The 14892-nt window shown below is 70.3% G+C and carries 13 protein-coding genes; 8 read left to right on the top strand and 5 right to left on the bottom strand.

Annotated elements, in window-relative coordinates; translation table 11 throughout:
• Window positions 1-105: 105 nt before the first annotated feature.
• The 5 genes from ACTMTF_RS07510 to ACTMTF_RS07490 form a co-directional block, all read right to left on the bottom strand.
• Entirely contained in the window at window positions 106-804 is a 699-nt protein-coding gene (locus ACTMTF_RS07510; protein WP_441109897.1) for a carbonic anhydrase, read from the bottom strand.
• 159 nt (window positions 805-963) lie between these two features.
• Window positions 964-2508, bottom strand: a complete 1545-nt coding sequence (locus ACTMTF_RS07505) for a tripartite tricarboxylate transporter permease (protein WP_441109896.1) — start codon at window positions 2506-2508, stop codon at window positions 964-966.
• 15 nt (window positions 2509-2523) lie between these two features.
• Complete coding sequence (locus ACTMTF_RS07500) at window positions 2524-3030, bottom strand: tripartite tricarboxylate transporter TctB family protein (RefSeq protein ID WP_441109895.1); 507 nt, start codon at window positions 3028-3030, stop codon at window positions 2524-2526.
• Window positions 3031-3050: 20 nt separating this feature from the next.
• Entirely contained in the window at window positions 3051-4031 is a 981-nt protein-coding gene (locus ACTMTF_RS07495; protein WP_441109894.1) for a tripartite tricarboxylate transporter substrate binding protein, read from the bottom strand.
• Window positions 4028-5167: an acyl-CoA dehydrogenase family protein gene (locus tag ACTMTF_RS07490; protein WP_441109893.1), complete on the bottom strand. Its 1140-nt coding sequence runs from the start codon at window positions 5165-5167 to the stop codon at window positions 4028-4030. The genes ACTMTF_RS07495 and ACTMTF_RS07490 overlap by 4 nt, the downstream gene beginning before the upstream one ends.
• A 194-nt stretch (window positions 5168-5361) precedes the next feature.
• Here ACTMTF_RS07490 and ACTMTF_RS07485 point away from each other — a divergent pair, with 194 nt between their 5' ends.
• The 8 genes from ACTMTF_RS07485 to ACTMTF_RS07450 all read left to right on the top strand — a co-directional run bounded on the left by ACTMTF_RS07485 (window position 5362) and on the right by ACTMTF_RS07450 (window position 14883).
• On the top strand, window positions 5362-6567 hold the full coding sequence (locus ACTMTF_RS07485; RefSeq protein ID WP_441109892.1) for an acyl-CoA dehydrogenase family protein: 1206 nt from the start codon (window positions 5362-5364) through the stop codon (window positions 6565-6567).
• Window positions 6564-7391 (top strand): enoyl-CoA hydratase/isomerase family protein, encoded by an 828-nt coding sequence (locus ACTMTF_RS07480; protein ID WP_441109891.1) that lies wholly within the window; start codon window positions 6564-6566, stop codon window positions 7389-7391. The genes ACTMTF_RS07485 and ACTMTF_RS07480 overlap by 4 nt, the downstream gene beginning before the upstream one ends.
• A gap of 7 nt (window positions 7392-7398) precedes the next feature.
• Complete coding sequence (locus ACTMTF_RS07475) at window positions 7399-8529, top strand: CaiB/BaiF CoA transferase family protein (RefSeq protein ID WP_441109890.1); 1131 nt, start codon at window positions 7399-7401, stop codon at window positions 8527-8529.
• Between the two features lie 32 nt (window positions 8530-8561).
• Entirely contained in the window at window positions 8562-9608 is a 1047-nt protein-coding gene (locus ACTMTF_RS07470) for a LysR family transcriptional regulator (protein WP_441109889.1), read from the top strand.
• A gap of 153 nt (window positions 9609-9761) precedes the next feature.
• A complete protein-coding gene (locus ACTMTF_RS07465; RefSeq protein WP_441109888.1) occupies window positions 9762-10556 on the top strand; it encodes an IclR family transcriptional regulator in 795 nt (264 codons plus the stop codon).
• Between the two features lie 80 nt (window positions 10557-10636).
• Window positions 10637-11692 (top strand): ABC transporter substrate-binding protein, encoded by a 1056-nt coding sequence (locus ACTMTF_RS07460; RefSeq protein WP_441109887.1) that lies wholly within the window; start codon window positions 10637-10639, stop codon window positions 11690-11692.
• Between the two features lie 146 nt (window positions 11693-11838).
• Window positions 11839-13542, top strand: a complete 1704-nt coding sequence (locus tag ACTMTF_RS07455) for a dihydroxy-acid dehydratase domain-containing protein (protein ID WP_441109886.1) — start codon at window positions 11839-11841, stop codon at window positions 13540-13542.
• A 51-nt stretch (window positions 13543-13593) separates the two neighbouring features.
• Window positions 13594-14883, top strand: a complete 1290-nt coding sequence (locus tag ACTMTF_RS07450) for an FAD-dependent oxidoreductase (protein WP_441109885.1) — start codon at window positions 13594-13596, stop codon at window positions 14881-14883.
• The last annotated feature ends 9 nt before the right edge of the window (window positions 14884-14892 follow it).

Genomic DNA, 14892 nt, shown 5'->3' with positions numbered 1-14892 from the left:
ATGCTCCTCGGCCGCGCCCAGGTCGCCGGCCCGGAGCGTGAGGAGCCGCCCGCCGCGTACGAGATTGCGTCTGATGTGGCGACCGCCGTGCTCAAAGTCGGTTCACTAGACGACTCGGGTGACCTGGCCGGTGTCGAGGGAGTAGTAGCCGCCCACGATCTTGAGTTGTTTGCGGGCGATGCGTTTGGCGAGCAGCTTGTCGGACTTCAGCTTGGACACGACGTCGGCGGTGTTGATTCTGATCATTTTGTCCACGTTTCCGTGGGCGCGCCGGTAGGCGGGGCGGAGGGCCTCGACGATGTCCTGCAGATTGCCGGGGAGCGTGGTCCCCTCGTGCAACGCGTGCGCCGCGGCTGCCACCGCTCCGCAGCGCTGATGGCCCAGCACCACGATCAAGGGGGTGTCCAGCTCGGCGGGACCGTACTCGATGGCTCCGGACACGAGCGGGTCTATCGTCTGGGCGGCGCTGCGCACACTGAGCAGATCGCCGACTCCCGTGTCGAAGACGAGCTCCGGCGCCACCCGGGAGTCGATGCACGAGACGACGACAGCGTAGGGCTCCTGTTTGCGGGCGGCCTCGGCCCGGCGGGCGCGGTCCTGATGGGGATGGATGGCGGTGTCGGAGACCCAGCGCCGGTTGCCCGTCCTCATCCTGGCCCAGGCCTCGTCAGGGGAGGGCAGCCTCGTGGCCGGCTCGGCGGACCTGGGGCGCGCATACGCCGCTCCGGCGTCTAACAGCATTCCGCCTGCCATCAGACTGGCGATACTCAGAACGGTGCGACGGTCGACGATCTTCTTGTTCATGTATTCAGTATGCAGTCTACAGCATTCGGCTGTGTGGAGGGGGTATGTGAAATCTGTCGTGGCTCTGAGTTGTGGTTCCGTTTCCGTCTCGAGGAGAAGCGGCTCCTTGGGTTGGCGGAACGCGACCTCCGACGGGAGACGGGGTGTCATCGGACGAGGTCACCCGCTGGGTGTGGGCGTGCGCTGGTCCGTGATCCGATCGGGGCGTTGCCTCATGCCTCTTCGCGTGAGAAGCGCTCGCCGCGCCGACACGGCCACGGCCAGGACGACGAGACCGAGGATCGCCATCGTGACGGGCCGTCCGAGGACGTACCCGGGATTCCCGTCGGAGAAGGCCAGGGTCTGGCGCAGCGAGACTTCGAGCGTGGGCTGGAGGACCACTGCCAGCACGAAGGGGGCCATGCTGAACCCGGCCCGGCGCAGCACGAATCCGAGCAGTCCCGCGACCAGCATGACCACGACGTCGAACATCGAGTTGTTCTCGGCGTACACGCCCACGATGCACAGGCCGATCACGAACGGCATCAACGCCTGCGGCGGGATGGACAGCAGGCGGGTGAAGAGTCCGACCAGCGGAAGGTTGAGCACCAGCAGCATCAGGTTGGCGATGTACATCGCGGCGATCACGGTCCAGAACAGCTCGGGCTGATCCTCGACGAAGGTCGGGCCGGGCACGATGCCGTTGAGCAGCAGCGCGGCGAGCACGAGTGCCATGGTCGGCGCGAACGGGATCCCGAGCGCCAGCAACGGGACGAACGCGGCGCCTGCCGCCGCGTTGTTGGCCGCCTCCGGGCCGGCCACCCCCTCGACGGCGCCCTTGCCGAAGCTGCCGGGGTTCTTGGAGATCTTCCGCTCGACGACATAGGAGGCGAACGTGGACAGCACGGCGGCGGGGCCGGGCACCAGCCCCAGCAGGAAGCCGATCACCGAGCCACGCACCGCCGCGGGAGCCGCCTGGCGGGACTCCTGCCGGCTGGGCAGGAGCTCCCTGAGCCGTGGGGCCTTGACGGGCTCCGGGCGCCAGCGCCGGCCGACCATCGTGAGCGCCTCCGCCACGCCGAAGGCCCCCATGACCAGGGCGATGAAGCTGAAGCCCTCAGCCAGGGCGTCGGATCCCATGGCGAACCTCAGCTGACCGCCGGCCGGGTCGATCCCGACCGTGCCGATCGCCAGGCCGGCGCAGATCATGACGACCGCTTTCGCGGCGGAGCCGTCGGCGAGCGCCGCCAGCAGCAGGAGCCCGGCGACGCACAGCGCCAGGTACTCGGGCGGACCGAGCTTGACCGCCATCCCGCTCAGCCACGGCGCCGACATCATGAGACCGAAGATGGCGATGGTGCCCGCCAGGAACGACGAGACCGCCGCGATGGTCAGTGCGGGCCCCGCTCTGCCCCGTTTTGTCATCTCGTGGCCATCGAGCGCTGTGACCACCGACGACGCTTCACCGGGTACGTTGAGCAGGATCGAGGTCGTCGACCCGCCGTACGTCGAGCCGAAATAGATGCCGGCGAACAGGATCAGCGATCCCGTCGGGCCCAGCTGCGTGGTCATCCCGAGCAGGACCGACATCGCGCCGATCGGCCCGATGCCGGGCAGCACGCCGACCACCGTGCCGAGAACCACGCCGACCAGCGCGAGGATGACGTAGGTCGGATCGGCGAAGGTGGCGAAGCCCGCGCCGAGGTTGTCGATCGTGTCACCCACGGGGCGTCCTTCCGTTCAGAACAGGCCGAGCGTGCCGCTCGGCAGAGGGACCGACAGCCAGCGCACGAAGATCAACCAGGTGGCCGCGCCGAAGGCGAGGCCGAAGATCACGGCGTTGATCCACCGGGAGACCCCCATGATCTTGGCCATCAGGACCAAGGAGATCGCCAACGTCACGACCATCCCCACGGTGTCGCCCACCGCCGGCACCAGCAGGGCGGCGGCCAGCACGCCGGCGATCCGCCACCAGCGCACATCGCCGTCGCCCTCACCGGCGGCCTCGCCGTCCGCGACGTCTTCCGCGTCGTCTTCCGGTGGGGTGACGCCGCCCGGCGTCCGTGGATGGCTCTGCAGAAGAACGGTGACACTGGCGGCGACCAGCACGAGCGCGACGACGAAGGGGAAGAAGCCCGCCCCACTGTCCGCCATCGTCCCCAGGCCCTCACCGAGGGCCAGCGCGCCGTACAGCAGGCCCAGCACCAGCAGCGACCCGGCGGCGATCACATCCGGCTTGGCGCTCACTCGCACAAGACCCGTTCTTCTCATTTCGGCGCGATCAGGGTCGCCGCCTCCGCGGTCTTCTTGGCCAGCCGCGCCTTGGCCGTCTCACCGTCGGCCCCGCTGACGACCAGCCCCAGCTTCCGCGCCGCCTCGGCGAACTTCGGACTCTTGACGGCCGAGCCGAACACCTCGCTCAGCTTCCGCTGGACGTCGCCGGGCAGCCCCTGCGGCGCGATCACCACGTTGTAGGCCTCCCACTCCAGAGCGACGTCCTGCTGGGCGAAGGTCTGGATCTCGGGGGCGAGCTCGATGGGCTCGGCGGAGGCGATCGCCAGCGCGCGCAGCTTGCCGGCCTTCAGCTGCGCCATCCCGCCGGCCAGTTGCATGACGCCCACCTCGACGTTGTCGCCGAGCAGGGCCGTGACGGTCGCCTGGTCGCCGTTGAACTTGACGTGCTTGAAGCGCGTGCCCGTCAGCTGCTCGAACTTCCCGGCCGGGATGGCGTAATTGAGCGGACCCTCGGCGATCGTGATGGCTCCGGGGCGGGCCTTGGCGGCTGCGACCAGATCACCGATGCTCTTGTACGGCGAATCGCCGGGAACCACGAACAGCACCGGCGACGTGGTGACCTCGCTGATCACCGAGATCGCCGCCGGGTCGTAGGAGACCTTCTCGGTACGCGGGAGCAAGGTCAGCGGGCCGTCCGGCACGAGGCCGATCGTGTGCCCGTCCGGTTTGGCGCCGAGCGTCGCCGTGGTGCCGACCGAGCCCGCGCCGCCCTCCCTGTTCACCACCTGGACGCGCCGGCCGAGCTTGCCCTCGTCGTTGACGATCTCGACCAGCGCACGGGACGTGGCGTCGATGGCGCTGCCGGCCGGATAGGGCACGATGAGCTGGACGTTCCGTGTTGGATAGCCGCCCTGGGAAGCGGGCGCACCGCATCCCGCGGTGAGGAGTACGACGGCCGCGAGGATCGTGGGCAACGCGGCACGGCCGCGCCTGCCGGCCGAAAGAACACTCATGGGGCACCTCCTGGGAGGGACAGGGGAGGATGGGTTCCCGGTCCGATGGCGGCCGTGGCGATGATCGGATCGTGCCAGCCGTCGTCGCCGAAGTCGTAGGCGTCTCGGTGGAGCCGTTTGAAGAACAGGTGCGCGCTGTGCTCCCAGGTGAAGCCGATCGCGCCGTGGAACTGCACCATCGCGGCGGACATCCGCCGGGCCAGGTCGGCGGCGCGGCTCTTGACCACCGACGTCATCAGCACCGCGTCGTCGCGCCCGGTGTCGTGGGCGTGGGCGGTGTACCACAACGCCTGGGTGATCGTCGTCCATGCGACGTACAGCTCGGCCAGCTCGTGCTGGATCGCCTGGAAGCTGCCGATCGCCCGGCCGAACTGCCGCCGCCCGCGAAGATGATCAAGAGTGATCCGCATCGCCGTGCCCGCGGCGCCGACGAGGTCCGCGCTCACCAGCACGGTCAACCGCCGGACGATGTGCTCGAAGACGTCGTCGCGCGCCCAGCTCAGCGGCTCACCGGGCACGTCGGCCAAGGTCACCCGGGCCGCACGCATGGTCCGGTCGACGGGCTCGACCGCGCGGATCGACACCCCGGGATGTCCGGCCGCCACGACGAACACGGCGGGGCCGGTCGCCGGCGTGGCGGCGACCAGCACGATGTCGGCGTCCTCGGCATGGCCGACGATTCCCGCGTCACCGTTGAGCAGGCCGTCGCCGGTGGCGGTGACGGCGATGCCGTCGCGGTCCCACGAGCCGCCCGGGGCGCGCAGGGCGGTCGCGCCGATGAGCTCGCCCGCGACCATCGGCGCGAGCCAGCGGCGCCGCTGCTCCGGGTCGATCGAGGTCGCGAGGACGTCGCAGGCGGCCATGGCCGTTCCGACGCCCGCCGGCGCGAGGCCGGCCCCCAGCGCCTCGGCGACCACGGCAAGGTCGAGCAGCCCGAGTCCGAGACCGCCGTCCGACGGCGCGGCCGTCACCCCGAGCCAGTTGAGGTCTGCCGCCGCGCGTCGCAGGCCGGCGTCGAGCCCCGCCGAGGGCGTGTCGGCGTACGTCGCCACGCGCGCCAGGTCCAGGTGGCGATCGAGCCAGCGCCGTACGGCGCCGCCCATCGCCACCTGATCCTCACTGAGCCCAAAGTCCATGTCACCGGTCCACTTTCGGGAATGGCACACAGTTCACATCGCCTGTGTGAAGTACGTCAAAGACGTGAACTCACCCCGACTCATTGCGTTACGCAATGAGTCGGTCATGGGTTTTGCTCTTTGACGCTCCAGGACGACGGTGCTCAGGATGGGCGTGCGCGCAGGGCCGAATCGGACAAGGAGTGGTGCACGGCATGGATCTTCGATACTCGTCGTCGGCGGAGAGGTTCCGGCGGGAGATCCGTCGATGGCTGGAGGAGTCCGTGCCGGCGCAGTGGCGCCAGCCGCGTTTCTGGATCGACCGGGACGGAAGCGAGGAGTCCCTGGAACTGCGGCGCCGCTGGGAGAAGGACCGGTTCGACAACGGCTTCGCCGGTGTCGACTGGCCCGCCGAGTTCGGCGGGCGCGGGGCCGATCACGAGATCCGGGCGGTGCACGACGAGGAGATGGCACGGGCCCGGGCGCCGATCGGTCCCTTCCTCGGCCTGACCTACCTCGGCACGGCACTGCTCGGCCCCACGCTGCTGCGCTACGGCAGCGACGTGCAGAAACGCACGATCCTGCCGCGGATCCTGTCCGGCGACACGATCTGGTGCCAGGGGTTCTCCGAGCCGGAGAGCGGCAGCGACCTCGCCGGCCTCTCCACCAGCGCCCGGCGCGACGGCGACGTCCTGGTGGTCTCCGGCCAGAAGACCTGGACCTCGCTGGCGCGCCACGCCGACGCGATGTTCGCCCTGGTCCGCACCGATCCGGCGGCGGCACGACGGCGCGGCATCACCTTCCTGCTGATCGACCTGACGCTGCCGGGGGTGCACGTGCGCCCGATCCGTCAGATGTCCGGCTCGCACGAGTTCGGGGAGGAGTTCTTCGACGAGGTACGCGTGCCCGTCGACGGCAACGTGGTCGGCCGGATCGACGACGGCTGGGCCGTGGCCCGGTACCTGCTCTCCGTCGAGCGGAACGCCTCGCCGATCAGCCAGTACGTGGAGTTCGGCCACGAGCTCGACGACGTGATCGCCGCGGCCCGGCACATCCGGAAGGACGGCCGCCCGGCCATCGAACATCCTCAGATCCGGACACGGATCGCACGCTGCCGGGCCGACCTGGAGCTGCTCCGCGTTCGCGGCTACGACGCGATGACCCGCGTGGCCCAGGGACAGGACCTGGGCGCCGACGCCTCGGTCACCAAGCTGCTGTGGTCACGGACCAGGTTGGCGATCGCCGATCTGGGCGCCGACATCCTCGGTGTGGACGGCCAGCTGGGCGCCGATCCTGACGGCGGGCGTCTCGGCCATCTCCGCTGGCGCCACCTGCACGTACGCGGCCAGCGGATCGCCGGCGGCACCGCGCAGATCCAGCGTACGATCATCGCCCGCGACCTGCTGGGCCTTCCCCTGTGAGCGGGACGGCGATCGGCTCGGGAACCGTGCTGTTCCAGCTTCGCGACGGGATCGGCACGGTGACACTCAACCGGCCCGAGCGCCGCAACGCGATCTCCTGGCAGCTCGTGCAGGATCTGCTCGCCGCCATCGAGCGGGCCGGCTCCGAACAGGACCTGCGCGTCCTCGTCGTCACGGGCGCCGGTGACGACTTCTGCGTCGGCGCCGACCTCGCGCGGGTCGGGTCCGACAGCGCTCATGACCAGGAGACGCGCACACTGCGCGGACGTTCGGTGGCCGACGACCGCGAACGGCTGAGCCGGGCCTCGGCCATCGTGGAGACGCTCGTGCACTTCCCGACGCCGACGATCGCCGCCATCAACGGCGCCTGCGCCGGCGCAGGGCTCTGCCTCGCGCTGGCCGCCGACTTCCGGCTCGCGGCGCGGGGGGCTGTGTTCAACACCGCGTTCGTCAGCGCCGGGGTGTCCGGTGACCTGGGCAGCGCCTGGCTGCTGACCCGCGCGGTGGGTGGCGCCCGCGCGCGGGCGCTGCTGCTCGACCCGGCCAAGCTCACCGCCGCCGAGGCGGCCGACCTGGGACTCGTGACCGAGACCACGACCGATCTGGCGGCACGGGTCGGCTCCCTGGCCGGCAAGCTCGCCGCACAGGCGCCCAAGGCGATGCGGTACGCCAAGCAGAACCTGGCCGACGCCGGATCGGCGACGCTGCCCGATTACCTGCGGCGGGAGGTGCCCCGTATGGTCGACTGTGCCCGCAGCGGCGATGCGCGGCGGGCCGCCCAAGCCTTCCTGGAAAAGCGCAAACCGGTGTTCACCGGAGAGTAGGAGCGGCATGATCCCCCCTCTCGCGGGAGTACGCGTCGTCGAGTTCGGCCACTACATCGCCGCGCCCGCGGCGACCCAGATGCTGTCCGACCTCGGCGCCGACGTCATCAAGATCGAGCCGCCCACCGGCGACCAGGCACGCGGCATCGGCGCCTACGGCGAGGGCATCGTGCTGGCCTACAACCGCGGCAAGCGCTCGATCGTGCTCGACCTCAAGCAGGCCGGCGACAGGGAGACCGCCCTGAGCCTGATCGCGGAGGCGGACGTCGTCGTGCAGAACCTGCGGGCCGACGCGCTGGCCCGCCTCGGTCTCGGGCCCGACGACCTGCGGCCGGCCAACCCCAGGCTCGTTCACGTCTCGATCCGCGGGTTCAGCTCCCGAGGCCCCTCGGCGGACCGGGCCGGCCTCGACATCGCCGCGCAGGCCGAGAGCGGCCTGATGTCGATCACCGGCGAGCTCGACGGTGATCCGCTCCGGGTCGGCTTCCCCGTCGCCGACGTCGCCGCCAGCTACGCGGTCGTCCAGGTCGTGCTCGCCGCGCTCCTGCGCAGGGAGCGCACCGGCGAGGGCGGGGTCGCCGAGGTCTCGCTGCTGGATGCCGCGATCCACCTTCAGTCGGCGATGTGGGGCGAATGGCACGCCTCCGGCCAGGAGCCGCGGCGCAAGGGAAACGGCCAGGCCACCGTGGCCCCCGCCGCCGACCTCGTCCGCACCGCCGACGGGACCATCGTCCTGTCGGCCTACACCGCCGACCACTTCGCGCGGCTGTGCCGGCTCATCGACAGGAAGTGGATGCTCGACGACCCCCGCTTCGCCGACAACCCCGCCCGGGTCGCCAATCGGGAGGCGCTCCTGGCGGAGATCTCGGGGGCCATCGGCGTCCTGCGGACCGAGGAGTGCCTCGCGATGCTGGCCGGCCACGGCATCGTCGCGGCGGAGGTGCGCACCTACCACGACGTGGCCGAGGCGCCGGACGTGCTCGCCAGCGGAGTCCTGACCACGGGGGTCGGGCCGGACGGTGACCGCTACACCGTTCCATCGCTGCCCTTCACCCTCGACGGCGTCACCGTCGAGGCGGACCAAGCGGTGCCCCGCGCCGGGGCCGACTCAGGTGCGCCCGGCTGGCGCGGCGCTTGACCTGGTGAGCAGGGCCTACATTGGATCGCACCATGAACGTCCGCGAGCTCGAATGCTTCCTCGCCGTCGTCGACCAGGGCAGCATCACCCGGGCCGCTTCCGCGCTCTACCTGGCACAGCCGTCCCTGTCACAGATCATCCGCCGCCTGGAAGGCGACCTCGGCGTGGAACTGTTCCGCCGGGTCGGGCGCGGCCTGGTGCTCGCCCCGGCCGGTGAGGCGCTCGTCGGGCCGGCCCGCCAGGTCGTCCGTGACCTGCACCATGTCCGCCAGGTCGCCGAGGGCTACCGGGGGCTCGAGCGCGGACGGGTCGACCTGGCGATCTCCACCTCCCTCACGTCCAACTTCCTGGCCGCGTGGGTAGGCCACTTCCGCCGCGAGCATCCTGGGTTCACGGTCCGGCTCAAGCAGCACGACGGCGACACCGACGAGCTCGTCCACCTGATCAGGTCGGGCGAGGCCGAGCTCGCCTATGCGGTCGCGCCCGTGTCCCGGCAGGGAATCGACTGCTTCCGCATCGGCGAGGGCGAGGTCGTGCTGGCGCTGCCGCCCAGTTGGCGGGCTGAGTTCCCCGACCCGATCCCGGCCACCCTGCTCGACGGCCTGCCCATGATCGTCGATCGGGGATTCGGGCGTGCGTACCTCGACTCCATCGGCGTCGAACCCACCGTCGTCGTCGATGTCAGCGAACCCGCCGGACTGGTGCCGCTGATCATCGCCGGGGCTGGAGCCGCTGTCCTGCCGATGCGCCAGGCCCTGGACGCTCGACGCAGGGGAGCGAGCCTGCGCATGATCGAACCGCTGACGGTACGGGCGATCTACGCCATCACCTCGACCTCCCCGCTGTCGATACCGGCCCGCAGATTCCTCGAACTCAGCAGGGAGAACCTCGATCGCTGGCGGCGAGCCGTGACCAGACGCACCGACCGGGGCATGACGCTGCTGGAGGCGTCCATCGACGCCGACAGCGTGATCGAAGCCGCATATCAGCGCCTGGAGGAGACCCTGCCTCAGCCGGCGACGGCCCTCGCTCCCGCCGCAGGGCTCCAGGATCCGCGGGCGGTGAGTCCCGAGGCCTGACGGGACGTTGCACGGGGTGGCGCGACTTCCCAGGTCCGGTGATCGGTGTCTACGCATGCGGTCGCCCGGCCGGTAGCCTGGAGCGGGTCCTTTGACCTGCCCAGATCGCGGGGAGGCCGGCTGCGAGCTGAGTGCCGGGACGAGGCGGTGGAGATGGCGAACGAGCGTCGGTCGGTTCTTCGCCGTGCCCTGCGCATTCTGGACATCTTCCAGGACGCCGCGGATGGCCTGAGCCTCTCCGAGATCAGCCGCCGGTCCGGCGTACCGCTCACCACGACCCATCGCATCGTCGGGGAGTTGCAGGAGTGGGGCGCGCTCGAACGCGATGACTCCGGTGACTACCGGATCGGGCTGCGGCTGTGGGAGGTGGCCGCCCTCTCACCCCGGTCCGTGGGGCTGCAGCGCATCGCTCTGCCGTTCATGCAGGATCTCTTCGAGACGGTGCACCGCGGCGTGCACCTCGCCGTCCGGGAGCAGGACCAGGTCGTGTTCGTCGAGCGATTCGTCAGCCCGGAAGTGGCCAGTGATCGCCCTCGGGTGGGCGGACGTTATGCCCTCCACGCCACCGCGGTCGGGCTGGTGCTGCTCGCGCACGCGCCGCCCGAACTGCAGGAGGAGATCATCAGCGGGCCGCTGGTGGCGTTCACGTCACGGACCTACACGAGCGGGCGCGAACTGCGGCAGGTGCTCGCCGACGTCCGGCGGTCCGAATACGCGATCAGCGACCGGCAGATCAGCCCGAAGTACGCCTCGGTCGCCGCGCCCATCTACGGCCCCGACAACAGCGTCGTCGCGGCGCTCTCCCTCATCGTGCCGTACGTCGAGCCGCATGGGCCCAGCATCGCGCACTTGGTCCAGGCCACCGCGCGCGGGATCTCACGCGCTCTCGGAGCGCCTCCGAGGCAAAATCGCTCGCAGATACCTTCCGATATGCGGAAAGACGGGTAGTCGTTGCGACGATGTGACGGGAGTCTCATTTTGGCCGGCTGGGGGCTGTGAGCCGGCCGGATCAGATCTAGGAGTGGATCGTGCCCGTCACCGCGTTCACCTCGTCCTCCCTCACCCGTAGGTCCTTGTTCATGTTGACCGCTGCCGCGGCAGGCTCTTCCCTGCTGGCCGGGTGCGGCTCGGATGCCGCCAGTACGAGCGGCGGCGGCAAGAAGACCACGTTCCTGAGCTACCTGCCGCTGGAAACCCTGTCGCTCACGCCCGAGTTGCTCGCGGTCTCGGGCGGCCACTTCGCCAAGCACGGGCTGGAGGTGACGCTGCAGCCGGTCAAGGGATCGCCGCAGGCCATGCAGACGTTGCTGGCGGGCACCGCGCCGATCACCCGCCTGGGGCAGATCGACGTCATGTCCGCGATCGCGGACACCGGCCAGCCGATGGTCAACATTGGCACGCTCACCCGGGCTTCGACCCTGCGCTTCGTGTACAGCAAGAAGAAACACCCGCTGGAGAAGCCCGAGGACTTCGTCGGCCAGACGATGGGTGTCCCGTCCGAGGGCGGGACCAGCGACAAGGTGGTCTCCCTCGTGCTGGCCGGCGCCGGACTCGACCCCGAGAAGACCAAACGTCAGGTCGTCGGGCTCACCCCGGGGACGTTCAACCTGGTAGAGCAGGGCCGCATCGTCGGCTACGTGGTCAGCCTCGACACCGCCAACATCCTGGCCGCCCAGAACGCCGACGTCGGCGTCTTCGAGCCCGGCGAGTACGTCACCTGCGACTCGCAGGTCTACGTCACGACCAAGGACGCCGCGAAGAAGGACGCGGAGGTCCTCAGGGCGTTCATGGCGGGCATCCGCGACGCGCTGGCGGCGATCGTGGCCGACGACTCACTCGACGAGACCGTCAAGCAACTGCGCGGCATGTACTCCTTCTCCACCCTCGACGACGACAAAATCGCCAAGGCGAGCCTGACCATGCTGCGGAACGCCTGGACCGGCGAGGACGCGAGCAAGCCATTGCTCGTCACCGACGAGACGGTCTGGACATCCGGCTACAAGGAGCTCACGGACGCCGGAGTCGTCAAGGCCGGCGGCACCGCCGCCACCTGGTTCGACAACAGCCTCCTGCCCAAGACCTGAGCCGGACCGACCCAGACCTGGAGGAACCGGATGTCCACCCAGTGTGCATTTCCCCCACGGCTTCGCTCCGCCACCCGTGGTGCGGAGACACAGCCCTCAGCCGAGCCGTCCCCGGCGGCCGAACCCGACCTGATCGGGATCGGCCGATGACGCGGCGGCTGCGCAGCGAAGTCCCGGTCGGCAGCCCGCGCTGGGCCACCAGACGTGCGCAATGGCGCGCGCTCGGGCTGACCGACGACGATCTCACCAAGCCCAAGATCGCGATCGTGAACTCCTCGTCCGGGCTGGCTCCGTGCTTCAGCCACCTGGATCCCATCGCCGCCGCGGTCAAGCGATCGGTCGAGGCGGCGGGCGGTGTGGCGTTCGAGATCCGTACGGTCGCGCCGACGGACTTCATCATGAGCGCGGGCGCGGGCGGCGGTTATGTCCTGTCCAGCCGCGACCTGCTCGCCAACGACATCGAGGCCGTGGTCGAGGGCGCCCAGCTGGACGGCATGGTCTGCCTGGCCTCGTGCGACAAGACGACCCCCGGCCAGTTGATGGCCGCGGCCCGGCTCGACGTACCGGCCCTGATCCTCTCCTGCGGCTACCAGAGCTGCGGGGTGCTCGACACGGGTGAGCGGGTGGACATCGAGGAGGTCTTCCTGCGCGCGGGCGGGCTCAAGTTCGGCGGGATCACGTTCGACGGCCTGTGCGACCTGAGCGCACGCGCGATCACCGGGCCCGGCGTGTGCACCGGCATGGGCACCGCGAACTCCATGCACGTCGTCGCCGAGGCGCTCGGCATGACCCTGCCGGGCTCGGCGCCGGTACGGGCGAACAGCGAGCCGATGTGGCGGGCCGTCGAGGCGAGCGGCGAGGCGATCATCGGGGCGGTCCTCGCGGACCGTCGGCCGCGTTCGATCCTGACGCCGGCCGCGTTCGCGAACGCGGTGATGTCGGTGCTCGCGGTCAGCGGCTCGATCAACTGCGTCAAGCACTTGCAGGCGATCGCCCGCGAGGCGGACTCCGAGGTCGACGTATACCGACTTTTCGAGGAATATGCCGACACGATCCGGCCGCTGTCCGCCGTCCGGCCGAACGGCGAGGACACCATCGAGGAGTTCGAGGACGCCGGCGGCGCCCTCGCGGTCTTCAAGCAGCTCGGCGACGCCCTCGTCGGTCGGGCGGTCACCGTCACCGGGGAGACGATGGGGGACAGGGTCGCCCGTGCGGTGGTGAAGGACGAGCGGATCATCCGGCCGCTGAGCGATCCGCGCGCCGGCCATCCGACCGTGGTGGTGGTACGCGGCTCGCTCGCACCCGACACGGCCATCGTGAAGCTGTCGGTCACCGAGGACCGGCCCCCGACGTTCGAGGGCGCCGCCCGCGTCTTCGACGACGCCCCGTCGGCGATCGCCGCCATCGAGGGCGGTGTGGTACGGCCCGGTGACGTCCTGGTCCTGCGCGGGGTCGGCCCGGTGGGTACACCCGGCATGGGCATGGCCTCCCAGACCGTCTTCGCGCTCAACGGGGCCGGCCTGACCGAACAGGTCGCCGTGGTGACCGACGGGCAACTGTCCGGGCTGGTCAACAAGGGCATCGTCGTCGGCGAGGTCTCGCCCGAGGGCGTACTGCCCGGTCCGCTCGGCGTGGTGGCGGACGGCGACAGGATCTCGATCGACCTGCACGCCCGCCGCGCCGACCTACTCGTCGACGACGCGGAACTGGCACGGCGCCACGCGAAACGGACCCGGCATCAGGTACCCGGCGGGAAATCCGGATGGCTTCCCGTCTACGCGCGTTCGGTCGAGCCGCTTCCCCGCGGCGCGACGCTCCGCGGCAACGACCACCCCACGACCCGCCCCTGACCTGTCCACGCCGCGTCGAAACCTTCAGCGTCGAAACCTTCAGGAGAAGGAATGCCGCACGAGCTCACCGAGCTTAAGATCAACACTGTCACCAAGCCGGGCGGTGATCCGGCCGAGGAGCTGACCGCCGACATCTGCGTCGTCGGGGCCGGCATCTCAGGCCTGTCCGCCGCCGTGGAGGCGCGGCGGCTCGGCCGATCCGTCGTACTCGCCGACGCCCTGCCGGTTCTCGGCGGCCAGTGCGTGAACTCGCTCATCGGGCTGTTCTGCGGCGTGTACGGCAACGGACCGGAGTACCGCCGGCTCACCCACGGGATCTTCGACCCCATGTTCGCGGACCTGGCCAGGACCGACGACATCCACTTCAACAAGGGCCACACGATCACCGTGGCGTACGACGAGGTGGTGCTCGGCCGGTGGGTCGAGAATCTGGTGCACTCGCTGGGCATCCAGGTCGTCCTCGGCGCGTCGGTGCTCAACGTCGACGCGAGTGACGGCCGGATCGATGCCACCACCTTCGCCACCCGGCACGGCCTGGTTCGCGTACGGGCGGGCGGCTTCGTCGACGCCAGCGGCGACGCCTCGCTCACCTGGGAGGCCGGCCTGGCCTGCCGGGTCCCCGAGCGTACCGTCTGGGGTTCGCAGCAGATCCGGCTGGAGAACCTGCGCGAGGAGTTCAAGCCCGACCCCGCCGAACTGGTCGCCCGGGTCGAGGAGAAGGCGGCGGAGTACGGCCTGGTCCGGCGGGACGGCCTGGCGTTCTTCTTCCCCGGCCGGAACACGGCGGTGATGAACATGACGCACGTCGAGGCGCCGCTGGAGGCTGTCCGGGCGTCCAGTGCGCAGATCGAGGGACGGGCCCAGGCCGACCGCGTCGTGGAGTTCTTGCGCAAGGAGTTCCCGAAGGCGTTCGGCGCGGCGAAGGTGCGCACCTACGGCTTCCCCGGCCGTCGGCAGACCCGGTGGATCGCCGCCCTCCACCAGCTCTCGGCGGACGAGGTCCGCACCGGCTTCCGCTTCGAGGACGCGGTCGCCCGTACGGCCTGGCCCATCGAGTTGCACGACCGGGTCGAAGGATACGTGTGGGAGGTGTTCGACTCCGATCACGTCCATTACGTCCCGTTGCGCAGCCTGATCCCCCTGGGCGCGCACAACCTCGTCGCCGTGGGCCGCTGTGTGGACGGCGACGCCGCCGCCCTGTCGAGCGTCCGGGTGATGGGCCCCTGCGCGGCGACGGGACACGCCGCGGCGCACGTGCTCGACCTCGCCCGTGACGGCAGCGTCCAGGAGATCGACCGGGCCGAGCTGCGCGGACGACTGCACGACAACCTCGACGGTTAGGAGCGCACC

Origin of the sequence: Nonomuraea sp. ZG12, assembly GCF_052068115.1 — a bacterium.
GTDB lineage: Bacteria > Actinomycetota > Actinomycetes > Streptosporangiales > Streptosporangiaceae > Nonomuraea.
The sequence above is the reverse complement of the archived record's forward strand: the minus strand, read 5'-3'. Positions and strand labels throughout refer to the sequence as shown.